The sequence below is a fragment of the Rouxiella sp. T17 genome (assembly GCF_036663475.1).
In the GTDB taxonomy this organism is placed as follows: Bacteria; Pseudomonadota; Gammaproteobacteria; order Enterobacterales; family Enterobacteriaceae; genus Rouxiella.
Genome location: NZ_JAWUEA010000021.1, coordinates 1 through 21,214, shown reverse-complemented (window position 1 = coordinate 21,214; position 21,214 = coordinate 1). Strand labels below are relative to the sequence as shown.

The following is a 21,214-nucleotide window of genomic DNA, read 5'->3' as shown; positions in this document are numbered from 1 at the left end:
GCAACGTCTACATGTGGGATGAAGGAAACGCCCCAGATGTAGGGGTGAATTTACTTCACGACGCGCAGTGACGGACGCCCACCGCGTGGCGGCGTTGGCGGTTCGTCGTCATCACCGTCTTCAGCGTGGTCGGGCAGATCGCCGTCAATCACTGACATGGTCGGTTCAGGATTCTGCTCTTCAAGCGCTTCGAAGGCAGCTTCACCGTCAAGACCCGGCTCAGGTTCGAACATGGTGCCTGCGCCGTTTTCACGGGCATAAATAGCCAGCACGGCGGCCATCGGCACGAAGACTTCGCGCGGAATGCCACCGAAGCGCGCGTTGAATCGCACGTCGGCATTACCGAGCTCAAGACTGCCTACCGCACGCGGCGCAATATTAAGCACGATTTGACCGTCACGCGCGAACTCCATTGGCACGCTAACGCCCGGCTGGGTCACGTCGACGACCAGATGCGGCGTCAGCTGGTTGTCGAGCAGCCAGTCGTAAAACGCACGCAGCAGGAAGGGACGGCGAGGAGACATGTCAGTCATCTCCATAACTTAACCCCGAGCACCGTTCAGACGCATTTCGCGCTCTGGCTCAGTCAGAGACGCCAGGAATGCATCACGTTCGAAGACGCGCTGCATGTAACCTTTCAGCTCTTTGGAGCCCGCACCTGACAGCTCGATACCCAGTTCAGTCAAGCGCCACAGCAGCGGAGCCAGGTAGCAATCGACCAGGCTGAACTCTTCGCTTTTGAAGTAAGGCATGTAGGAGAAGATTGGCGCGATAGCCAGCAGTTCTTCACGCAGCTGCTTGCGCGCGGCGTCAGCTTCTGCGGCAGAACCCTGCTCGATTTTAGTCAGCAGCGAATACCAGTCGTTTTCGATGCGGTGCATCATCAGACGGCTTTCACCACGGGCTACCGGATAAACCGGCATCAGAGGTGGGTGCGGGAAACGCTCATCAAGGTATTCCATGATGATGCGGGATTCGAAAAGGGTCAGCTCACGATCGACCAGCGTAGGCACAGTGCGGTACGGGTTGAGGTCAATAAGATCCTGTGGCAGGTTACCCATTTCTACCTGCTCTATCTCGACACTGACACCTTTTTCCGCCAGTACGATACGTACTTGATGGCTAAAAATGTCGGTCGGGCCAGAAAACAGCGTCATTACCGAACGTTTGTTGGCAGCGACAGCCATGAAAACCTCCAAGTTTATCTAGAATTATACTGCGAATAGCCACTATCAGGCTGCTATCCTGAATAATCATGCCCATCGTAGTTCGGGCACATCTCACCTGTAACCCACAGTTTCGTAGATAAGCCAAAGCGGGGGAACATAGCCAGCAAGTTCAGCAAGGTTCACTGCTTGGCGAACAGGCGCAAAAGTGTGTGATAGTTTACCAGATTTTGCTGCTTCTGGGGGGATGAAGGATGCGATTTAAGGTTGAAATGTGTTTCAGGGGGCAATTTGCGGCAGAAAACAAGGCCTTTGCGCCAAAATTTTCCGTTTTAACAGGACACGTTTTTTATTTCACCGAGCTACAGGCGAAAAAAAACCCGGTACAAGACCGGGTTTTTGTTGCGTTGTGCCAGGATGAAACCGAAGTTCCATACCACTGCCGAAGCAGGAGGCAAATTAACGCTTGGAGAACTGAGGACGACGACGTGCTTTACGCAGACCGACTTTCTTACGTTCAACCTGACGAGCATCGCGAGTAACGAAGCCTGCTTTACGCAGTTCGCCACGCAGATTTTCGTCATATTCCATCAGTGCACGGGTGATACCGTGACGGATAGCACCAGCTTGACCAGAAATACCACCACCTTTAACAGTGATGTACAGGTCAAATTTCTCAACCATGTCGACCAGTTCCAGAGGTTGACGAACTACCATGCGGGCAGTTTCACGACCAAAGTACTGTTCCAGGCTACGCTGGTTAATTACGATGTTACCACTACCCGGTTTGATGAAAACGCGAGCAGCAGAGCTTTTGCGGCGACCAGTGCCGTAGTATTGATTTTCAGCCATTGCCTATAATCCCGATTAAATGTCAAGAACTTGCGGTTGCTGTGCCGCATGAGTGTGCTCATTGCCCGCGTAAACTTTCAGTTTACGGTACATTGCACGACCCAACGGACCCTTCGGCAGCATGCCTTTAACCGCGAGCTCAATCACACGCTCAGGACGGCGAGCAATCATCTCTTCAAAGGTCGCTTGTTTGATACCACCGATGTGGCCAGTGTGATGGTAATAAATCTTGTCTGTACGCTTTTTGCCGGTTACAGCAACTTTTTCTGCGTTCAGAACGATGATGTAATCACCAGTATCAACGTGCGGAGTGTATTCCGCTTTATGCTTGCCACGCAGACGGCGAGCCAGCTCAGTAGCCAGGCGACCCAAGGTCTTACCGTTTGCGTCAACTACGAACCAGTCACGCTGTACTGTTTCCGGTTTAGCTGTAAAAGTTTTCATTAAAAGCTTACCCAATTTAAGTTACACGTTGGCGAACACCCAAACGCCTATATGTTTTTATAAACTACATTTTTTCAAACACAGTTTACAAAAATAGTATTGGAGGTTCACACGACCATCAGTCCAGCAAACCTACCCCTTCGAATAGCCATTGCCGGCACTATAAAGTTTCGGGAAAAAAACTTTGTTGTAACGTGGGGTCGCAAGATTATAGAGAAGTCCCCAAAAAAAATCGAACCCTTTTTCGAAAAAAGTGAAGATTTTCTTCCCGCACGCCCTATCGCGACGCTGCGCAGCAATCGCGCAGCTTTTGTACAGTCGCTATACAGCGGTTTGCCGCCACACATTCACTGATTACGGACTAAAAATCCTATTTGCAGTACAGATTGCCCGTTTTTGGCAAATGTCATGGCAAACGTTACGGCAAATGCTCGCGCGCAAGATACTCTTCGCTCTGCATCTCCTGCAAGCGCGAAAGACAACGCTGGTATTCAAATTTCAGCCTGTCGCCGCGATAAATTTCATACATCGGCGCCTGCGCGGAGATAACCAGCTTGACGTGACGCTCGTAGAATTCATCCACCAGCGCCAGAAAACGACGCGCGGCGTTTTCCTGATCCGCCTTCATCACCGGCACATTGTGCAGCAGCACGCTGTGATAGATTTTGGACAGCGCAATATAGTCGAGCTGGCTGCGCGCCTCTTCGCACAGCGTGTGGAACTCCACCGCCAGTACGCCTTCCGCCGAGGCAATCGCCTGCAGCGGACGATGATTAATCTGCAATACCGGCGCTTTGTCGCCCGTCTTCCCCGCCAGCTTGCCAAACATCTGCTGCATCGCCGGGTCGAGATCTTTCGCCGTCTGCCCCGCTTCCGGCGTTAACCACAGATTCGCCTGCGTTAAGGTGCGCAGACGATAATCGATACCCGCATCGACATTCATCACGTCGCAATATTGATTGATAAGCGCGATCGCAGGCAGGAAGCGTGCGCGCTGCAAGCCGTTGCGATAGAGATTGTCGGGCGGAATATTCGAGGTGGCGACCAGCGTGATCCCGCGTGCAAACAGCGCCTGCAACAGCGTGGCGAGCAGCATTGCATCGGTAATATCGGAGACGAAAAACTCGTCGAAGCACAGCACGTCGGTCTCCTGCTTGAAACGATCGGCGATCACTTCGAGCGGATCGGACTGGCCCTGCAGCTGCGTCAGCTCTTCATGAACGCGCAGCATAAAGCGGTGAAAGTGCAGGCGCATTTTACGGTCGCCGGGCAGGCTGTGATAAAACATGTCCATCAGCCAGGTTTTCCCACGCCCCACGCCGCCCCACATGTAGAGGCCCTGCACCGGACGCTCGGCGGTCTTGGCCGAACTCTTCTTGAACAAACGTCCTAACCAACCGCCGCTTTCAGGCAATACCGCTGGTTTTTTGGCGATCAAATCGTGATAAATAGCATCAAGACGCGTGACCGCCTGTTTTTGCACGGCATCAGGTTGGAACTCTCCTGCATCAAGTGCAGTCTGATAAGCCGTGAGTGGTGTAGTTGTATGCATAACGACGTCCCTGAGAAAAAATATTTTCAGTGATTCATGGCGGAGTTTTCATGACGTTTAACGCAGATTTTTCCACTATTTCGCGGCATTTACCGCACTTCCGGCAAGAAGCTCGCTTACCCGTGGGTACGAAAGTTGCCTCAGGATTCCACTAACACAAGGTTAACGGTTATAGTGGTGTTCTGTTTGACGTAAAGCTTGCCATGTAAAAGTTTTGTTTAAAAAGATTGGTGAGAAAGTTACGCCAAAAAGCCCTACAGGACAACGTTGTCAATAATAGGAGTTATTATGACCTGGGAGTATGCGCTCATTGGATTAGTGGTCGGTATCGTCATCGGTGCGGTAGCGATGCGCTTTGGCAATCGTAAATTACGCGATCAGCAAGTGATGCAAAATGAGATAGACAAGAGCAAGGCAGAGCTGGAGGAGTATCGCCAGGAACTGACCGGGCATTTTGCCCGTAGCGCCGAGCTGCTTGATAACATGGCGACGGATTACCGCCAGCTTTATCAGCACATGGCGAAAAGCTCCAACAACCTGTTACCTGACATGCCTATGCAGGATAACCCGTTCAACTACCGTTTGACCGGTTCCGAAGCCGATAACGATCAGGCTCCGGTTGAAATGCCGCGTGACTATTCCGACGGCGCGTCAGGCCTGCTGCGCGGCGGAGATCGTCCACGCCGCAAATAAAGCGTCTCAAGCCAGTGGCATCCGTCACTGGCTCTTCCTTCGGCCCGCAGCCCGGCCTGTCATCTGGTTTAAGTTCTCGATTCAACAAAGAGAGTGACCCCAATGAAAAAAACGTCATTTTTACTCAGCGTACTGGCTGTCAGCCTTGGATTAAGCCTCTCTTCCTTTCAGGTAGCCAGCGCCGCGCTGCCTGTCGCCGTTGAAGGACAAGCCTTGCCAAGCCTGGCGCCCATGCTGCAAAAAGTGTTGCCGGGTGTGGTAGGCGTGCGCGTTTCAGGCACGCAGCCGCCGGCGGATCAGGTGCCGCCAGAGTTTAAATTCTTCTTCGGCCCCGACGCGCCGACGCAAAAGCAGGACGGCCAGCCGTTTGAAGGCTTGGGTTCAGGCGTGATTATCGACGCCGCCAAAGGCTACGTGATGACCAACAATCACGTGGTGAACAATGCCGACAAAATTACCGTACAAATTAACGATGGTCGCGAATATGAGGCCAAGCTGATTGGCAAGGACGATCAGTCCGACATCGCGATTATCCAGCTAAAAGATGCCAAGAACCTGACGCAAATCCCGTTTGCCGACTCCGACAAGCTGCGCGTAGGCGATTTCGCCGTCGCGGTGGGCAATCCGTTCGGCCTCGGCCAGACCGTCACCTCGGGCATTATCTCGGCGCTCGGACGCAGCGGCCTGAATCTCGAAGGGCTGGAAAACTTTATTCAAACCGATGCTTCCATTAACCGCGGCAACTCCGGCGGCGCGCTGCTGAACTTGCAGGGCGAGCTGGTCGGCATTAACACGGCCATCCTCTCCTCGCAGGGCGGCAGCATGGGTATCGGTTTTGCCATTCCGATTAATATGGCGAAAAACCTGAGCAAGCAGCTGATTGAATCGGGTCAGGTTAAACGCGGCCTGCTGGGCATTCGCGGCAGCGAAATGACGCCAGAGCTGGCGAAGGCCTTTAAGCTCGACAGTCAGCGCGGCGCGTTCGTCAACGAAGTGTTGCCTGATTCTGCCGCCGCCAAAGCGGGGATTAAATCGGGCGACGTGGTAATAAGCCTCGACGGCAAGCCATTAAGCAGCTTCGCCGAGCTGCGTGCCAAGGTTGGTACTGCGGGTCCGGGCGTAGTGATGAAACTCGGCGTGCTGCGCGAAGGCAAGGCGATGGACGTTGACGTTACGCTGGGCGCCAGTCCTGACGTGGCCGTCGCGCTCGACAAAATCAACCCTGCGCTGACCGGCGTTACGCTAAGTAATGTCGATGCCAAAACCGGTAAAGGCGTGCAGGTTGACGAAGTGGTGAAAGGCTCGCCGGCGGATCAGGTCGGATTACAACAGGGCGACATTATTGTCGGTGTGAACCGCGCACCTATCGATAATCTCGACGCCTTGCGTAAAATTCTGGAGTCTAAACCGGACCTTATCGCGCTTAGCGTGATGCGCAAAGGGCAAAGCCTGTACCTTCTGATGCCATAACAATTCATTCCGAGAATAGACGTAGCGCAAGCTACGTCTAAAAACTCATGCTATCCTGCTTGCACATTTTCTAGCGACCCTTATAAACCCATGTTTGTTAAGTTATTGAGATCCGCACTCATCGGTATTGTCGTTGCTGCCATCCTGCTGGTGGCCGTCCCGACGCTGCGCAAAAACATCGTCGAACCTATTTTCGAACACGACTTTACTCAGCCAAGTGAACAACCCGCCAGTTATAACGAGGGAGTTCGCCGCGCTGCGCCTGCCGTGGTCAACGTTTATAACCGTAATATGGGCGATTCGAGCCAAAACGAATTGCAGATCCGCACCCTGGGTTCGGGTGTGATCATGAATGACAAAGGTTATATTCTTACCAACAAGCACGTCATTAATAACGCCGACCAGATTATCGTCGCGTTGCAGGATGGCCGCGTGTCCGACGCGCTGCTGGTCGGCTCCGACAGCCTGACCGATTTGGCGGTGCTGAAAATCGATGCCACCAACCTGCCCGTCATTCCTATTAACGCCAAACGTTCGCCACACGTCGGCGACGTGGTGATGGCGATTGGTAACCCGTTTAACATCGGCCAGACCGTGACGCAGGGCATTATCAGCGCCACCGGACGTATCGGCCTCAGCCCTTCGGGCCGTCAGAACTTCCTGCAAACCGACGCGGCCATTAATCAGGGTAACTCGGGCGGCGCGCTGGTTAACTCGCTCGGCGAGCTGGTCGGCATTAACACGCTGTCGTTTGACCAGAATAAAGATGGTCCGGCACCAGAGGGCATCGGTTTTGCTATCCCTACCGCGTTGGCGACCAAGGTCATGGGCAAGCTGATTCGCGACGGGCGCGTGATCCGCGGATACATCGGCATTGCAGGCCGCGAAGTTTCGCCTCTGCACGGCCCAACCGCCAACGTCGATCACCTGCAAGGCATCGTGGTCAACGAGGTCACGGCAAACGGTCCGGCGGCCAATGCCGGTATTCAGGTTAAAGACGTGATTATCAGCGTGAATAACAAGCCGGCCGTTTCAGCAATCGAAACGATGGACCAGGTCGCAGAAATCCGTCCGGGCTCGGTAATCCCGGTGATTATCAATCGCGACGGCAAGAAAATCAGCCTGCAAGTCACGATCCAGGAATACCCTGAGCACTGATTTTGATATTCATTGCCTGAACGATTTTGTAAAACGCCGTCTATCTAGACAAATTAAACGCCGGAGGGAGCAATCCTACCGGCGTTTTTTTTGATTAATAAGCCGACAAACCCATAGCAAAGGCTCGCCGCGACCAGCGAGTTGACGGCTGCTGGAAAGCCCCTCTTTCATACCGGCGAAGCCTATCGCAAAAGTCACCACGCCAAAGATAAGGCTGCCTGCAAAAATAGCCAAAAAAGCGTCAATCAGTGTCATTGAGTGCCCAAGTACCGCGCCCAGCATGAATTGATCCAAAGCGGTCAACATACCGGCATGCACTAATGTCACGCTTAAAAAAGAGAGTCTTGCATTTGCAGGCACTCGACTCGTTGGATAATTTTCAATTATGCTCATGGATAACCTATTGGTTAAATGAATTGAATGCCTTTTGATAATTAATACCGCTTATGGCTAACCTTTCTTTCTTGGCGATAGATTTAGCACCTTAACCTTTTATTTTCAGGAAGATTTATCGAAAAAGTAAAATGGCGTGAATTCATCTAACCCTAAATATTTTCAATAACGTCGTGATCATTTCCCATCATTATTATGATCTTGTAATGGTGATAATAAAGAGGCGTCGATGGTTAAGGATTTTGATAGATAGTATCGCGTGTGGCGGTGTGCAAAGCCTGCGAGTTCTCCGTATTTGCTAAAGCCAAGGCGTTGGTAGAAGCCTAGCGCCTGAAAGCTGAACGTGTCTACGTAAGCCATGTGGCAGCATCTCGTTAAGGCTTCCTGCTGGACAGACTGCATCAGTTTTTTACCTATCCCCATTTTACGATGCGCCTGTGCGACCCAGAGATATTGAATATCTAATCCTCCCCACCATGTTCTGGCTATTACGCCGCCTATTATTTCTTTACGTTCATTTTTTACAATAATGCGTAAGGGTTGGATATCAACGGGCGTTACATGGGAGTTATATTCCCACAGATTACTAATAATCGTTTGTTCTTCATCATGATCGGCCACGCTGCTAATAATAAATTCCATTTAATCACCATTTTTATATTTTGATTAATATCATGCCAGTTTAATAAAACTTTAATAAATAAAAATAATTAACTGTGACAATAAGTAAACCATCCGACATTAACACTGCATTTTCGCGCAGGCGATGCTTATCGTTACTTTTAGGACAAACTGTTAGTGACCCATATATTCAGCCGATGAATTATTATCTAGAAAATATAACTATTAAAAATTTATAAAAATAATAAATAGAAAATAAAAAAGCCGGTTAGGTTTCCCCTTCCGGCTTTTTTTATTGTTTTACAAGGCGTCTATATCGAGCAGACATCTTGTAAAGTCAGGCGAGGCGTTACTCTGCGCCGCTGACTCTTTCGATTTTTGCACCCAGCAGACGCAGTTTATCTTCGATGCGCTCGTAGCCGCGATCGATGTGATAAATACGGTCAACGATGGTGACGCCTTCTGCGATACAACCGGCCAGCACAAGGCTTGCCGATGCGCGCAGGTCGGTTGCCATAACCTGTGCGCCAGAGAGTTTTTCAACGCCGTGACAAATCAGGGTATGACTTTCGATTTCAGCGTGCGCGCCCATGCGGATCAGCTCGGGAATGTGCATGAAGCGGTTTTCGAAGATGGTTTCGGTGATAACACCGGTGCCTTCTGCGACCAGATTCAGCAGGCTGAACTGTGCCTGCATATCGGTCGGGAAGCCCGGATGCGGCGCAGTACGCAGGGTTACGGCTTTCGCGCGTTTGCCGTGCATGTCCAGGCTGATCCAGTCTTCGCCGGTTTCGATATCGGCACCCGCTTCGCGCAGTTTTGCCAGTACGGCATCCAGCGTATCAGGACGAGTTTCGCGACAAATAACTTTGCCACCTGAAATCGCCGCCGCTACCAGGAAGGTGCCGGTTTCGATACGGTCAGGCACCACGCGGTGCACGCCGCCGCCGAGACGTTGAACGCCTTCGATGGTGATTTTGTCGGTGCCTGCGCCAGTGATTTTCGCGCCGATCGCATTCAGGAAGGCCGCGGTATCCGCGATTTCCGGCTCACGCGCCGCGTTTTCGATAATCGTGGTGCCTTCTGCCAACGTCGCCGCGCTCATGATGGTGACGGTCGCACCAACGCTAACCTTGTCCATCACGATGTGCGCGCCTTTCAGGCGGCCATCGACGGTTGCCTTGACGTAGCCTTCTTCCAGCACGATTTTCGCGCCAAGCTGCTCAAGACCCGTGATGTGCAGGTCAACGGGACGTGCGCCGATTGCGCAGCCGCCCGGCAGGGAAACTTCGCCACGGCCAAAACGTGCCACCAGCGGACCCAGCGCCCAGATAGAGGCACGCATGGTTTTCACCAAATCGTAAGGCGCGCGGAATTCGTTAACGCCGCTTGCGTCGACCCAAACAGACCCGTTGCGCTCGATTTTGGTGCCGAGCTGGCTCAGAAGTTTGATGGTGGTGTCGATATCTTTTAAATGCGGGACGTTCTGCAGTTCAACCGGTTCTTCAGCGAGCAATGCGGCGAACAAAATAGGCAGCGCGGCATTTTTCGCACCCGAGATCGTGACTTCTCCACTCAGGCGGGTTCCGCCCTGTACACGAAACTTATCCATTATTGCTCTCTTATCTGTAATCAATATGCTTTAGGTAAAGCTAAATAACCGGCCGCAGTGCGTGCCCGTCATTCTCAAAAACCGTTGAGTTTGCGATCGCGCTGCCACTCTTCAGGGGTATAAGCCTTGATAGAAAGGGCGTGGATGCGGTTGTCGGCGATGTATTCCATCAGCGGGGCGTACACGGTTTGCTGTTTTTTAACACGGCTCATGCCGTCAAACATTGCGCCTACCACGATAGCCTGAAAATGACTGCCGTCGCCGGTTACGTGTGCTTCATCGAGGGCCAGTGCGGCCATCAGCACGTCTTTAATTTCGCTAGTTTCCATAAAACCTGTTTAATCGTATGGGAAGTAATAGCCGAACATATTATAGGGATCCGGCCAACTCTTAAACCATCAAAAAGCCCCTGTTTGAGAGTTTCAGACAGGGGCCCTGTTTTGACTAGTGATTTATCGCAGAAAAACGCGGGTTCGTGTAGCGCTAACTGTCCGAATCCAGAGGAATTATTCCCTTGAGATTGTAAAGCTCGACCAACGTGCGCAGACGATCGGTGATCCCGGAGATTTGCAGCTCGATGCCGCGTCGGCCCGCGAAATCACGCAGGTGGACCAGCAGCGCCAGCCCGGATGAGTCGACGCGCTCAAGCTGCGCCACGTCAATGCAGGTCACACCTTGAAGCAGACTTTCGCGCTGCTCCCACAAAGGGAGCAGCGTTTCACGGTCGAGGCAGCCACTGAGGATCAGGCATTGCTGCAATGATTCAAAGTGCAGTCCGTTACTCATTTATTGTTCTGCTGAAGCGTAATTGGCTGTGCCGCGGCGGATTTCAGACGCGCAGTCAGGCCATCAATGCCCTGCTGACGCAGAATACCTGCCCACTCGTTTTGCTTGGTGGTGATCATGCTGACGCCTTCGGCAATCATGTCATACGCCTGCCATTCACCGGTGCGGCTATTTTTACGCCATTGGAAATCGAGACGTACCGGCGGACGACCGCCCTGATCGACGATGGTCACGCGGATTGCCACGATGTCAGTGCCGGAAGCGATAGTCTGCTGTGGCTGAACCTGATAGTTCTGGTTGGTATAAAGCGCCAGAGCCTGACCGTAAGCCTGCTGCAAATAGGCGCTGAAGGCGCTGAAATAGGCTTCGCGCTGCGCAGGGGTCGCAGAGTTGTAGTAGCGGCCGAGAACCAGCGCGCCCGCGTATTTGATCTGCACATAAGGCAGCAGCTCTTCACGCACGATGGTGCGCAGGTAGTTAGGATCCTGCTTGATTTTCGGCTGGTCAGCTTTCAAGCGAGTGAACGTCGCGTCTGCCGCAGCGTTCATCACGCTGTAAGGATTGGTTTTATCCACCGTGGCTGCCGCATTGGCCGCCAGCGGAGCAATCATCAGTAACGCAACCACCATTAAACGTTTAAACATAGAAAAGTCCTCTTAATTACCTTGCGCCGCTGGAGCAGATGGAGACGCTTGAGCAGGCTTGTTTTGTTGATCAGAAGATTGTGGAGCCGCAGAAGAGGGTGAAGCGGAAGGCTGTTCTGCATCGGTCGACGCCGCATCAGGACTCGTGACCTCGTCTGGCGTGGCCGCAGCATCGCCAGATTTCGACGCGTCATCTTTGCCGCCGCTCTTGTACAGGAACTGGCCAATCAGGTCTTCAAGCACCATCGCCGATTTGGTGTCCTGCAACGTGCCGCCCTCTTTAAGGATAGTCGTGCCCATGTCAGGATCCTGGAAACCGATATTCAGCGCCAGATACTGCTCGCCCAACAGGCCCGAAGTACGCACCGCCAGCGAGCTGGTGTCTGGAATGTCGTTGTACTTCTGGTCGATATCCATCGCCACGCGAGGAGTATAGTTTTTATCCAGCGTAATGCTGTTGACTCTACCAATCACGACGCCGCCAATCTTGATAGGAGAATCGGCTTTCAGTCCGCCAATATTGTCAAAATCGGCATAAATACGGTAAGTCGGCGCGGAACCGAACGAGCGGATATCGGCCACTTTCAGGCAGATAAAGATCACCGCACACAACGCGATCAGCATAAATGCGCCGACCCACACTTCACTCTTTTTACTTTGCATGGCTCAATTCCCAAACATCAGTGCTGTCAGCACAAAATCCAATCCCAACACCGCCAGTGACGCATGCACCACGGTACGGGTCGTTGCCCGGCTAATCCCTTCCGAAGTCGGGATGGCATCATAACCATTGAAAAGCGCTATCCAGGTCACGGTGATAGCAAAAACAACGCTTTTAATCAGGCAGTTAAGCAAATCCTGACGCCATTCTATGGCGTTTTGCATCGCCGACCAGAAATAACCGCTGTCGATACCTTTCCAGTTGACCCCAACCAGCGATCCGCCCCAGATACCTACCGCGACGAAAATGATCGTCAGCAGCGGCATGCTGATAAGACCGGCCCAAAAACGGGGAGCAACCACGCGACGCAGCGGGTCGATTGCCATCATTTCCAGACTCGAGATTTGCTCGGTGGCCTTCATCAGCCCGATTTCTGCGGTCAAGGCAGAACCGGCGCGTCCGGCGAACAGCAACGCGGTGACCACGGGACCCAGTTCGCGAAGCAGAGAGAGCGCGACCATCATGCCCAGACTGGCTTCCGCACTGTAAGTGGTGAGCACGATGTAGCCCTGCAAACCGAGCACCATGCCGATAAACAGGCCCGACACCACGATGATCATCAGCGATAATACGCCGACGCTGTACAACTGTTTGATTAATAATGGCCACTGTTTGGCGAACTGCGGTCGTCCAACCAGCGCGCGGAACAACAGCTGTCCTGCACGTCCAAATGACGCACAGGTCGCTAATCCGCTGCGACCCAATGACGCTAACGCCCTAATTAACATTGATTTACTACTCCATCATCCAAGCAGCTCGGCCTGGTAATCACCGGCAGGGAAACGGAAAGGCACCGGTCCATCGGCGATACCATCGAGGAACTGGCGAACACGTGGATCCGGGTTGCTGCGCAGTTCTTCGGTGGTTCCTTCAGCGATAACGTGCTGAGCGGCAACGATATAAGCATAGTCGGCGATGCTGAGAACTTCCGGTACATCGTGCGAAACGACGATACAGGTAACGCCCAGCGCGTGATTTAGCTCGTCGATAAGCTTGACCAAGACGCCCATGGTGATGGGATCCTGGCCGACAAACGGCTCATCAAACATGATGAGTTCGGGGTCAAGCGCAATCGCGCGCGCCAGTGCCACACGACGCGCCATGCCGCCAGAAAGCTCCGCCGGCATCAGCTCGGCCGCGCCGCGCAGCCCGACAGCTTCGAGTTTCATCAAGACCGTGGTGCGCAGGAGTTCTTCAGGCAGCTTGCTGTGCTCGCGAAGCGGAAACGCCACGTTTTCAAAAACGGTAAGATCGGTAAACAGCGCGCCAGACTGAAACAGCATGCTCATTTTCTTGCGCGTTTCGTACAGCTTGCCGCGAGACAGGGTCGGAATGTTTTCGCCATCGAACCAGATTTCCCCGCTGTCAGGCGCCAACTGGCCGCCGATGAGTCGCAGCAGGGTCGTTTTGCCGATACCGGAAGGCCCCATAATGGCGGTGACTTTGCCTTTCGGTACGGTCATGTTTATCTCTTCGAAAATGGGACGATCGCCGCGCATGAAACTCATGCCTTTAATCTCCACCAGATTCGTTTCGCTCTGACTCATTTGTCTCTTCCTCTGGGCGAACACACCTCAAAATCCTCTTTAAGGGTAATCGCCTTCGTATAACTTTTACCTAAACAGGATAATTTGACCTAAACAAGACAGCTAACACCCAACATTTTACAAAAACTTACCGCGATTACGTTACCAAAGTTGCCATTGATTTACTTTTAAGCCCCAGACGGTCAAAATTGAGCTGCTGTGGCCACATGCCGAATTAAAGGCAGAAATGACAGCAATAAAAGTGTCAAAACAGAAAGTCAGAAGCCAAGGTAATCGCTATTATGGAACCCTCTTTAATCGGCTCGGGCCCTTTGCCTGAAGTCTGATTGATCAAACTCATTTTGGTTCCTTGCCAGACTTACGAACATTGCATTATACCCATTAAAGGATTTTCCATGCTTCTCGCTAGCGTACTAATGATAGTCGGCTTATTTCTGCTTGTTTATGCCGCCGATCGTCTGGTGTACGGCGCTTCCGTTTTGGCAAGCTCGGTGGGCATTCCCCCACTTGTTATTGGTATGACGATCGTTGGCGTGGGAATTTCCCTGCCGGAGCTGGTGGTGTCGACCACGGCGGCCATGAATGGTCAGCTGGATTTGGCCGTCGGCAACGTGATTGGCTCGAATATCACTAATATTCTTTTGATTCTAGGTGGCGCTGCGCTAATTCATCCACTTTCCGTGCGTTCTGATATCCTGCGCCGCGAACTGCCGCTAATGTTGATGGTGACCGTGCTGTGCGGCTTTTTGTTAAGCGATAGCGAGCTTAACCGATGGGATGGCGTGATACTGATAGCCGCCGCCGCGCTGTTTTTACTGTTTATGGTCAGAATCGCCAAACAGTCGCAGCAAAAGGGCCAGGACACGCTCACCAGCGAGCAGATGGCCGAATTACCGCAGGACGGCAGCAACACAGTAGCATTTTTGTGGCTGGCGCTGGGGTTTATTATCATGCCGCTGGCGTCGAATATGATTGTCGACAACGCCTCCGTGATTGCGCGTTATTTTGGGGTCAGCGAGCTGGTTATCGGCCTGACCGTCGTCGCTATCGGCACCAGCTTGCCAGAGTTGGCAACCTTCATAGCGGGCGCGATTAAAGGCGAAGATGACATCGCTCTCGGCAATATTATCGGCGCGAACATCTTTAATATGTGTCTGGTGCTCGGCCTTCCCGCGCTGGTAGCGCCCGGCAGTTTCAATCCCGACGCCTTTCATCGGGACTATTGGGTGATGCTGGTGGTCAGCGTCGTGCTCTCCGGACTGTGCCTCATGCGCAAACACCGGATTGGCCATCTCGCAGGCGCCCTGCTTTTATGCGGATTTATTGCCTATCTGGCGGTGCTGTTTCTGGTGCCTGGTAGCGCCGCGCTGTAGATCCGCGGCCCGGCAGATCTGATAGAATCCAGAGAATAGAGAATCTGTGCCCAACGTGCGCAGTTCGGACAAAGTCACAGGAATTGACGATGACATCATTTGAGAACCAAAATTTTAACTTCATCGAAGTCGGCAAGCAGGTATTGCAGACTGAGCGAGAAGGTCTGGAACAGCTCGATCAGTACATAAATCATGATTTTAGCCGCGCCTGCGAAATGATGTTCAACTGCACCGGCAAGATTATCGTGATGGGCATGGGGAAATCGGGCCACGTGGGCCGCAAAATGGCCGCGACCTTTGCCAGCACCGGCACGCCGGCTTTCTTCGTGCATCCGGGTGAAGCCAGCCACGGCGATTTGGGCATGGTGTCGAAGCAGGATATCGTGATCCTGATTTCCAACTCCGGCGAATCGCACGAAATTCTGGCGTTGATTCCCGTGCTTAAACGTCTGGATATGCGCCTGATTTGCCTGACCGCCAATCCTGACAGCTCGATGGGCAAGGCCGCCGACGTCCATATTTGCGTGAAAGTGCCGAAAGAAGCCTGCCCGCTGGGCCTCGCGCCAACGTCAAGCACCACAGCGGTGATGGTGATGGGCGATGCGCTGGCCGTCGCGCTGCTCGAAGCTCGCGGTTTTACGCCCGAAGATTTTGCCATGTCTCATCCGGGCGGCGCACTGGGTCGCAAGCTTCTGCTGCGCGTCAGCGATATCATGCACACCGGCAGCGAAATCCCGCAGGTCAGTCGCGACGCCTCATTGCGTGACGCGCTGCTGGAAATTACCCGCAAGAATCTCGGCATGACCGTCATCACCAATGACCTGATGAAAATCGAAGGCATTTTTACCGATGGCGATTTACGCCGTATCTTTGATATGGGCGTTAACATCAACGACGCTAAAATTACCGATGTCATGACCACCGGCGGCGTGCGCGTTCGCCCTTCTCTGCTGGCCGTCGATGCCCTGAATTTGATGCAGGACAAACACATTACCTGCGTGATGGTGGCCGACGGCGATCAGTTAATGGGTGTCGTGCATATGCATGACATGCTGCGAGCCGGTGTGGTTTAAGCCAGCTTGACGCAACAACATTTAGCCTTAAATGAAGGAATTTATGGAATGAGTAATAGCGCAGCTAACGTGGATACCTGTTATGGTCCCGTCAGTCAGGATGTACTGGCGCGAGCCAACGCTGTCCGCTTGCTGATTTGCGACGTTGATGGCGTCATGTCCGATGGCCTGATTTTTATGGGCAATCATGGCGAAGAGTTAAAAAGCTTCAACGTTCGCGACGGTTACGGCATTCGCTGCCTGCTGACTTCAGACATTGAAGTGGCCATTATTACGGGGCGCAAGGCTAAATTATTGGAAGATCGTGCCGAAACTCTGGGCATCCGCCATCTTTATCAGGGTCAGTCCGATAAGCTTTTGGCCTTCCGCGAACTGTTAGATACACTGTCTCTTCAGCCTGAGCAGGTCGCGTATATTGGCGATGACCTGATTGACTGGCCGGTGATGGAGCAAGTCGGGCTTTCCGTCGCCGTGCAGGACGCCCATCCGATTCTGTTGCCGAAGGCAGATTACGTGACGCGCATTGCAGGCGGACGCGGCGCGGTTCGCGAAATTTGCGACCTGATTCTGCTGGCGCAGGGCAAGCTGGAGGACGCCAAAGGGCTGTCGATATGAATAAAACCAAGCTTTGGATAACACTGTTATTGGGTTTAGTGGTACTGGTCCTGATCGGCTGGACAATCTCCGACACGCCCGACGCCGCGCCGGACGCCGCCGTGAATACCCAGGATCCCACTTATCAGAGCCAGCACACGGTAACGGTAGTCTATGACCCAACCGGCAAGCTGAATTACAAGCTGGTGTCGGAAGAGGTGAAGTATTACACCACCGACCTGCTGACCTGGTTTACCAATCCGGTGGTCACCATGTATGACCCGCAAACCAGCGTCGCGACCTGGACCATTCGCTCCGATCGCGCCAAGCTGACCAATGACAAGATGCTCTATCTCTATGGTCATGTGCAGGTTGACAGTTTGACGCCAACCACGTCGCAGCTGCAAAGAATCAAGACAGACAATGCCCAGGTTAATCTGGTCACACAGGACGTAGCCTCAGACGATGAAGTCTACATTTATGGCACCGGTTTTACCTCTAATGGCATGAAAATGCGTGGTAATCTGAGAAACAAAACCGCACAGCTGATCGAAAAGGTAAATACAAATTATGAAATTCAAAACCAAAAATAATCTCCGTAACCTTCTGATCACCAGCGCGCTGTTCGCGGTAAGTCTTCCGGCGCTGGCATTGAAAGATGACACCACCAAACCGATGACCATTACGTCCGACAATCAGGCGGTGGACATCAACACCAACACCGTGACCCTGACCGGCAACGTGGTGCTCAAGCAGGGCAGTATTCTGGTGCACGCCGATCGCGCGACCATTGTTCGTCCGAACGGCGTGTCCGGAAAAGAGATCGTTGAAGGCTTTGGTAATCCGGTCACCTTCCAGCAGATGCAGGATAACGGCAAGCCGCTGAAAGGCCACGCATTAAAAGTCCGCTATGAAGTTGAGAAGGACTTGGTTACGCTGACAGGCGATGCCTATCTCGAGCAGCTCGACAGCAACGTGAAAGGCGACCGTATTACTTATCTGGTGCAGCAGCAGCAGATGCAGGCTTACAGCGACAAAGGTAGCCGAGTGACCACCGTGCTGGTGCCTTCCCAGCTACAGCAAAAGACCCCTGCGGCTGCAGGTCAGAAAAAGAGTAACTGATAATCTATGGCAACGTTAATCGCAGAAAATCTGGCTAAAGCCTACAAGGGCCGTAAAGTGGTCGAAGACGTGAGCCTGTCAGTCAAGTCAGGTGAAATCGTCGGACTTTTGGGTCCAAACGGCGCAGGTAAAACCACAACGTTTTACATGGTCGTCGGTATCGTGCAGCGCGACGCGGGCCGCATTATTGTGGATGATGAAGACATCAGCCTGCTGCCGCTGCATACTCGCGCGCGTCGCGGCATTGGTTATTTGCCGCAGGAAGCCTCCATCTTCCGTCGTTTGAGCGTTTACAACAATCTCATGGCCGTGCTGGAGATCCGTGACGATCTCAATAAAGAGCAGCGCGTGGCCCGCGCCAACGAGCTAATGGAAGAGTTCCACATCTCGCACCTGCGCGACAACCTCGGGCAGTCGCTGTCCGGCGGTGAGCGCCGTCGTGTGGAGATAGCCCGTGCGCTGGCGGCCAATCCGAAATTTATCCTTCTGGATGAACCGTTTGCCGGTGTCGACCCGATTTCGGTTATCGACATCAAGAAGATCATCGAGCATCTGCGCGACAGCGGCCTCGGCGTACTGATTACCGACCACAACGTGCGCGAAACGCTCGACGTCTGCGAACGCGCCTACATCGTGAGTCAGGGGCACATGATTGCCCACGGCACGCCAGAAGAAGTCATGCAAAATGAACAGGTTAAACGCGTCTATCTAGGCGAGGCTTTCCGTCTTTAATTGAGGCTTTCGGTCTTCAAAAGTAGATACTCCGCTAATTTGTCGTAACGGAATTGAAATCAAGATATGAAGCAAGGTTTGCAACTCAGGCTCAGCCAACAACTGGCAATGACACCGCAACTCCAGCAGGCAATTCGCCTGCTGCAGCTGTCCACGCTTGAACTCCAGCAAGAAATACAATTGGCACTGGAAAGCAATCCGCTGCTGGAGCAATCCGATCTGCACGATGAAATAGACGCCAAAGAAGCCACCGAAAACGAAGCGCTAGACACCCGCGAAGCGCTCGAGCAGAAAGATATGCCCGAAGAGCTGCCGCTCGACGCCACCTGGGATGAAATTTACACCGCAGGCACGCCGTCCGGCACGGGCAATGATTACAGCGATGACGAACTGCCGATTTATCAGGGCGAGACCACCCAGACGCTGCAAGATTATCTGATGTGGCAGGTTGAGCTCACGCCGTTTACCGAAACCGATCGCGCAATCGCTACCTCTATCGTCGACGCCGTCGATGACACCGGTTATCTGACGATTTCTCTCGACGATATTCTCGAAAGTATTGGCGATGAAGAGGTCAACATGGACGAGGTCGAGGCCGTGCTCAAGCGCGTGCAGCGTTTCGACCCCGTCGGCGTCGCTGCGAAAGATCTGCGCGACTGCCTGCTCATCCAGCTTTCCCAATATCTTCCCGAAACTCCCTGTTTATCTGATGCGCGCCTGATTGTCAGCGAACACCTCGATCTGCTCGCCAATCACGATTTTCGCGCACTTATGCGTTCAACTCGCTTAAAAGAAGATACACTTAAGGGAGCGATGCAGCTGATTCAGTCCTTGGATCCCCGACCTGGCCAGTCCATCAATACCGGCGAATCCGAATACGTGATCCCCGACGTTCTGGTGCGAAAAGTGGGTAAAGTCTGGACGGTTGAACTGAATTCTGACAGCATTCCACGCCTGAAGATCAACCAGCAGTATGCTGCGATGGGAAATTCAGTGCGTAATGATAGCGACGGACAGTTTATCCGCAGTAATCTGCAGGAAGCCAAGTGGTTGATTAAAAGTCTGGAAAGTCGCAATGAGACCTTATTAAAGGTCACGCGTTGTATTGTTGAACAGCAGCAGGCATTCTTTGATCTCGGTGAAGAGTATATGAAACCTATGGTACTGGCCGATATCGCCAGCGCCGTGGATATGCACGAATCGACGATTTCCCGCGTGACCACGCAGAAGTTTCTGCACAGCCCACGGGGCATTTTCGAACTTAAGTATTTCTTCTCCAGTCATGTGAGTACGGACAGCGGCGGTGAAGCTTCATCCACGGCTATCCGGGCACTGGTGAGGAAATTAATCGCGGCGGAAAACCCCGTCAAACCTCTGAGCGACAGCAAGTTAGCCACTATGCTATCGGATCAAGGCATTATGGTGGCGCGACGCACTGTAGCAAAATACCGAGAGTCTTTGTCAATCCCGCCTTCAAACCAGCGCAAACAGTTGGTTTGACCTCAACAGAGAAGGAAGACATTATGCAACTCAACATTACCGGACATCACGTAGATATTACTGAACCCCTGAGAGCATTTTTGACCGAAAAGTTTGCCAAACTTGAGCATTACTTTGACCGGATCAATCAGGTTTACATAATATTGAGTGTCGAAAGAGTGCAGCAGGTGGCCGAAGCCACGCTACACGTGAACGGAGGAGAGTTGCATGCAACCTCGGAGCATCAGGACATGTACGCCGCCATAGATGGGCTGGTTGATAAACTGGCTCGACAATTGAACAAACATAAAGACAAACTGAAACAGCACTGATCCTAAAGACTTTTATATCGGCTCGTTCTTTTACTCGACGTTAATGAAATTCACTATTTCAGGCGCGAAAGGTAAAAAGCGAGCCGTTAAATCTTTAAGGCAGACGCCAAAGTGAAAATGAGATGATTAACGATACCGCACTGCATCTGACTTCGGTCTTAAACGCCGAATGCACGAAAAGCAACGTCCACTGCGCCAGCAAAAAACGCGCGCTGGAAATCATTAGCGAACTGGCAGCCAACCAGCTTGGCCTGTCACAGCAGGTGATTTTCGATGCTCTTTTGACCCGTGAACGCATGGGCAGCACCGGAATTGGCGCCGGGATTGCAATCCCTCATGGAAAACTTGAAGAGGACACCCTGCGCGCCGTCGGCGTATTTATCCAGCTCGACCAGCCTATCGCTTTCGACGCTATCGATAATCAGCCGGTTGACCTGCTTTTTGCCTTGCTGGTTCCCGCAGATCAATGTAAAACCCATTTACATACCCTCTCTTTGGTCGCCAAAAAGCTGGCCGACAAAGCGGTATGCCGTCGCCTGCGCGGTGCGCAAAGTGACGAAGAGCTGTTCCAGATAATGACCCAAGACGAGTAAATCGCAGAAAAATAGCTATTAGTTAATCCATTACTATTGGTTTATACATTATAGATTTGGTGTTGTAGAAACGTGGCGAGCGCAGCGAGACTGTAAGCTTACATCGTGACCGTAGGAGCTTACATAGGTAAGTGACTGCGGCGAGTGAAGGAAGCCAACGCATCTACAGCGTGAAACATTTGAGTGAATACTCTATAGATTTCGCGTTGTAGGAAGGCGGCAACTGAGCGAGACCGTAGGAGCTTACACAGGTAAGT

At 52.6% G+C, this 21,214-nt stretch carries 25 protein-coding genes and 1 pseudogene; 12 read left to right on the top strand and 14 right to left on the bottom strand.

Going from position 1 to position 21,214, the window contains the following annotated elements; genetic code table 11:
• Positions 1-50 precede the first annotated feature (50 nt).
• The 5 genes from sspB to zapE all read right to left on the bottom strand — a co-directional run bounded on the left by sspB (position 51) and on the right by zapE (position 4,014).
• Complete coding sequence (gene sspB, locus SC206_RS05205; RefSeq protein ID WP_332734873.1) at positions 51-539, bottom strand: ClpXP protease specificity-enhancing factor; 489 nt, start codon at positions 537-539, stop codon at positions 51-53.
• A gap of 3 nt (positions 540-542) precedes the next feature.
• On the bottom strand, positions 543-1,187 hold the full coding sequence (sspA, locus tag SC206_RS05200; RefSeq protein WP_332734871.1) for a stringent starvation protein SspA: 645 nt from the start codon (positions 1,185-1,187) through the stop codon (positions 543-545).
• Between the two features lie 438 nt (positions 1,188-1,625).
• A complete protein-coding gene (gene rpsI / locus SC206_RS05195) occupies positions 1,626-2,018 on the bottom strand; it encodes a 30S ribosomal protein S9 (protein ID WP_013577238.1) in 393 nt (130 codons plus the stop codon).
• A 15-nt stretch (positions 2,019-2,033) separates the two neighbouring features.
• On the bottom strand, positions 2,034-2,462 hold the full coding sequence (gene rplM, locus SC206_RS05190) for a 50S ribosomal protein L13 (RefSeq protein WP_332734858.1): 429 nt from the start codon (positions 2,460-2,462) through the stop codon (positions 2,034-2,036).
• A gap of 418 nt (positions 2,463-2,880) precedes the next feature.
• Positions 2,881-4,014: a cell division protein ZapE gene (gene zapE / locus SC206_RS05185; protein WP_332734856.1), complete on the bottom strand. Its 1,134-nt coding sequence runs from the start codon at positions 4,012-4,014 to the stop codon at positions 2,881-2,883.
• A gap of 288 nt (positions 4,015-4,302) precedes the next feature.
• Between zapE and zapG the strand changes: the two genes are divergently transcribed.
• The 3 genes from zapG to degS all read left to right on the top strand — a co-directional run bounded on the left by zapG (position 4,303) and on the right by degS (position 7,335).
• A complete protein-coding gene (gene zapG, locus SC206_RS05180; protein ID WP_332734853.1) occupies positions 4,303-4,707 on the top strand; it encodes a Z-ring associated protein ZapG in 405 nt (134 codons plus the stop codon).
• 102 nt (positions 4,708-4,809) lie between these two features.
• Positions 4,810-6,177, top strand: coding sequence for a Do family serine endopeptidase (locus SC206_RS05175; RefSeq protein WP_332734851.1), 1,368 nt, complete (start codon positions 4,810-4,812; stop codon positions 6,175-6,177).
• Positions 6,178-6,267: 90 nt separating this feature from the next.
• Positions 6,268-7,335, top strand: coding sequence for an outer membrane-stress sensor serine endopeptidase DegS (gene degS / locus SC206_RS05170; RefSeq protein WP_332734850.1), 1,068 nt, complete (start codon positions 6,268-6,270; stop codon positions 7,333-7,335).
• A gap of 147 nt (positions 7,336-7,482) precedes the next feature.
• Here degS and SC206_RS05165 read toward each other — a convergent pair.
• From SC206_RS05165 to mlaF, 9 genes and pseudogenes are all read right to left on the bottom strand, one after another.
• A pseudogene (locus SC206_RS05165) lies at positions 7,483-7,728 on the bottom strand (cytosine permease); the annotation flags it as partial.
• 177 nt (positions 7,729-7,905) lie between these two features.
• Positions 7,906-8,370 (bottom strand): GNAT family N-acetyltransferase, encoded by a 465-nt coding sequence (locus SC206_RS05160; protein ID WP_332734848.1) that lies wholly within the window; start codon positions 8,368-8,370, stop codon positions 7,906-7,908.
• A gap of 328 nt (positions 8,371-8,698) precedes the next feature.
• On the bottom strand, positions 8,699-9,961 hold the full coding sequence (gene murA, locus SC206_RS05155; protein ID WP_332734846.1) for a UDP-N-acetylglucosamine 1-carboxyvinyltransferase: 1,263 nt from the start codon (positions 9,959-9,961) through the stop codon (positions 8,699-8,701).
• A 74-nt stretch (positions 9,962-10,035) separates the two neighbouring features.
• A complete protein-coding gene (gene ibaG / locus SC206_RS05150; RefSeq protein WP_045048356.1) occupies positions 10,036-10,290 on the bottom strand; it encodes a BolA family iron metabolism protein IbaG in 255 nt (84 codons plus the stop codon).
• A 154-nt stretch (positions 10,291-10,444) separates the two neighbouring features.
• Entirely contained in the window at positions 10,445-10,747 is a 303-nt protein-coding gene (mlaB, locus tag SC206_RS05145; RefSeq protein ID WP_332734843.1) for a lipid asymmetry maintenance protein MlaB, read from the bottom strand.
• Positions 10,744-11,391, bottom strand: coding sequence for a phospholipid-binding protein MlaC (mlaC, locus tag SC206_RS05140; RefSeq protein ID WP_332734842.1), 648 nt, complete (start codon positions 11,389-11,391; stop codon positions 10,744-10,746). The genes mlaB and mlaC overlap by 4 nt, the downstream gene beginning before the upstream one ends.
• Before the next feature lie 12 nt (positions 11,392-11,403).
• A complete protein-coding gene (mlaD, locus tag SC206_RS05135) occupies positions 11,404-12,054 on the bottom strand; it encodes an outer membrane lipid asymmetry maintenance protein MlaD (RefSeq protein WP_332734840.1) in 651 nt (216 codons plus the stop codon).
• 3 nt (positions 12,055-12,057) lie between these two features.
• Complete coding sequence (mlaE, locus tag SC206_RS05130; RefSeq protein ID WP_332734838.1) at positions 12,058-12,840, bottom strand: lipid asymmetry maintenance ABC transporter permease subunit MlaE; 783 nt, start codon at positions 12,838-12,840, stop codon at positions 12,058-12,060.
• Between the two features lie 15 nt (positions 12,841-12,855).
• Positions 12,856-13,659, bottom strand: coding sequence for a phospholipid ABC transporter ATP-binding protein MlaF (gene mlaF, locus SC206_RS05125; RefSeq protein WP_332734836.1), 804 nt, complete (start codon positions 13,657-13,659; stop codon positions 12,856-12,858).
• Between the two features lie 395 nt (positions 13,660-14,054).
• Here mlaF and SC206_RS05120 point away from each other — a divergent pair, with 395 nt between their 5' ends.
• From SC206_RS05120 to ptsN, 9 genes are all read left to right on the top strand, one after another.
• Positions 14,055-15,032 carry a calcium/sodium antiporter gene (locus SC206_RS05120; RefSeq protein WP_332734834.1) on the top strand — a complete coding sequence of 326 codons (978 nt, stop codon included), beginning with the start codon at positions 14,055-14,057 and terminating at the stop codon, positions 15,030-15,032.
• Positions 15,033-15,121: 89 nt separating this feature from the next.
• Positions 15,122-16,105, top strand: coding sequence for an arabinose-5-phosphate isomerase KdsD (gene kdsD, locus SC206_RS05115; protein WP_332734832.1), 984 nt, complete (start codon positions 15,122-15,124; stop codon positions 16,103-16,105).
• Positions 16,106-16,153: 48 nt separating this feature from the next.
• Complete coding sequence (gene kdsC, locus SC206_RS05110; protein WP_332734830.1) at positions 16,154-16,720, top strand: 3-deoxy-manno-octulosonate-8-phosphatase KdsC; 567 nt, start codon at positions 16,154-16,156, stop codon at positions 16,718-16,720.
• Positions 16,717-17,292, top strand: coding sequence for an LPS export ABC transporter periplasmic protein LptC (gene lptC / locus SC206_RS05105; RefSeq protein ID WP_332734828.1), 576 nt, complete (start codon positions 16,717-16,719; stop codon positions 17,290-17,292). The genes kdsC and lptC overlap by 4 nt, the downstream gene beginning before the upstream one ends.
• A complete protein-coding gene (gene lptA / locus SC206_RS05100; RefSeq protein WP_332734826.1) occupies positions 17,270-17,821 on the top strand; it encodes a lipopolysaccharide ABC transporter substrate-binding protein LptA in 552 nt (183 codons plus the stop codon). The genes lptC and lptA overlap by 23 nt, the downstream gene beginning before the upstream one ends.
• A gap of 6 nt (positions 17,822-17,827) precedes the next feature.
• Positions 17,828-18,553 (top strand): LPS export ABC transporter ATP-binding protein, encoded by a 726-nt coding sequence (gene lptB, locus SC206_RS05095; protein ID WP_332734824.1) that lies wholly within the window; start codon positions 17,828-17,830, stop codon positions 18,551-18,553.
• 66 nt (positions 18,554-18,619) lie between these two features.
• Complete coding sequence (gene rpoN, locus SC206_RS05090; protein WP_332734822.1) at positions 18,620-20,053, top strand: RNA polymerase factor sigma-54; 1,434 nt, start codon at positions 18,620-18,622, stop codon at positions 20,051-20,053.
• 23 nt (positions 20,054-20,076) lie between these two features.
• Complete coding sequence (hpf, locus tag SC206_RS05085; RefSeq protein WP_332734820.1) at positions 20,077-20,364, top strand: ribosome hibernation promoting factor; 288 nt, start codon at positions 20,077-20,079, stop codon at positions 20,362-20,364.
• 122 nt (positions 20,365-20,486) lie between these two features.
• The gene (ptsN, locus tag SC206_RS05080; protein ID WP_332734818.1) at positions 20,487-20,957 is read left to right on the top strand and encodes a PTS IIA-like nitrogen regulatory protein PtsN; all 471 of its coding nucleotides are present in this window, start codon (positions 20,487-20,489) and stop codon (positions 20,955-20,957) included.
• Positions 20,958-21,214 lie beyond the last annotated feature (257 nt).

Coding starts and splice junctions, on each gene's coding strand:
- sspB (WP_332734873.1), bottom strand. CDS start 539: ATGGAGATGACTGACATGTCTCCTCGCCGTCCCTTCCTGCTGCGTGCG.
- sspA (WP_332734871.1), bottom strand. CDS start 1,187: ATGGCTGTCGCTGCCAACAAACGTTCGGTAATGACGCTGTTTTCTGGC.
- rpsI (WP_013577238.1), bottom strand. CDS start 2,018: ATGGCTGAAAATCAATACTACGGCACTGGTCGCCGCAAAAGCTCTGCT.
- rplM (WP_332734858.1), bottom strand. CDS start 2,462: ATGAAAACTTTTACAGCTAAACCGGAAACAGTACAGCGTGACTGGTTC.
- zapE (WP_332734856.1), bottom strand. CDS start 4,014: ATGCATACAACTACACCACTCACGGCTTATCAGACTGCACTTGATGCA.
- zapG (WP_332734853.1), top strand. CDS start 4,303: ATGACCTGGGAGTATGCGCTCATTGGATTAGTGGTCGGTATCGTCATC.
- SC206_RS05175 (WP_332734851.1), top strand. CDS start 4,810: ATGAAAAAAACGTCATTTTTACTCAGCGTACTGGCTGTCAGCCTTGGA.
- degS (WP_332734850.1), top strand. CDS start 6,268: ATGTTTGTTAAGTTATTGAGATCCGCACTCATCGGTATTGTCGTTGCT.
- SC206_RS05160 (WP_332734848.1), bottom strand. CDS start 8,370: ATGGAATTTATTATTAGCAGCGTGGCCGATCATGATGAAGAACAAACG.
- murA (WP_332734846.1), bottom strand. CDS start 9,961: ATGGATAAGTTTCGTGTACAGGGCGGAACCCGCCTGAGTGGAGAAGTC.
- ibaG (WP_045048356.1), bottom strand. CDS start 10,290: ATGGAAACTAGCGAAATTAAAGACGTGCTGATGGCCGCACTGGCCCTC.
- mlaB (WP_332734843.1), bottom strand. CDS start 10,747: ATGAGTAACGGACTGCACTTTGAATCATTGCAGCAATGCCTGATCCTC.
- mlaC (WP_332734842.1), bottom strand. CDS start 11,391: ATGTTTAAACGTTTAATGGTGGTTGCGTTACTGATGATTGCTCCGCTG.
- mlaD (WP_332734840.1), bottom strand. CDS start 12,054: ATGCAAAGTAAAAAGAGTGAAGTGTGGGTCGGCGCATTTATGCTGATC.
- mlaE (WP_332734838.1), bottom strand. CDS start 12,840: ATGTTAATTAGGGCGTTAGCGTCATTGGGTCGCAGCGGATTAGCGACC.
- mlaF (WP_332734836.1), bottom strand. CDS start 13,659: ATGAGTCAGAGCGAAACGAATCTGGTGGAGATTAAAGGCATGAGTTTC.
- SC206_RS05120 (WP_332734834.1), top strand. CDS start 14,055: ATGCTTCTCGCTAGCGTACTAATGATAGTCGGCTTATTTCTGCTTGTT.
- kdsD (WP_332734832.1), top strand. CDS start 15,122: ATGACATCATTTGAGAACCAAAATTTTAACTTCATCGAAGTCGGCAAG.
- kdsC (WP_332734830.1), top strand. CDS start 16,154: ATGAGTAATAGCGCAGCTAACGTGGATACCTGTTATGGTCCCGTCAGT.
- lptC (WP_332734828.1), top strand. CDS start 16,717: ATGAATAAAACCAAGCTTTGGATAACACTGTTATTGGGTTTAGTGGTA.
- lptA (WP_332734826.1), top strand. CDS start 17,270: ATGAAATTCAAAACCAAAAATAATCTCCGTAACCTTCTGATCACCAGC.
- lptB (WP_332734824.1), top strand. CDS start 17,828: ATGGCAACGTTAATCGCAGAAAATCTGGCTAAAGCCTACAAGGGCCGT.
- rpoN (WP_332734822.1), top strand. CDS start 18,620: ATGAAGCAAGGTTTGCAACTCAGGCTCAGCCAACAACTGGCAATGACA.
- hpf (WP_332734820.1), top strand. CDS start 20,077: ATGCAACTCAACATTACCGGACATCACGTAGATATTACTGAACCCCTG.
- ptsN (WP_332734818.1), top strand. CDS start 20,487: ATGATTAACGATACCGCACTGCATCTGACTTCGGTCTTAAACGCCGAA.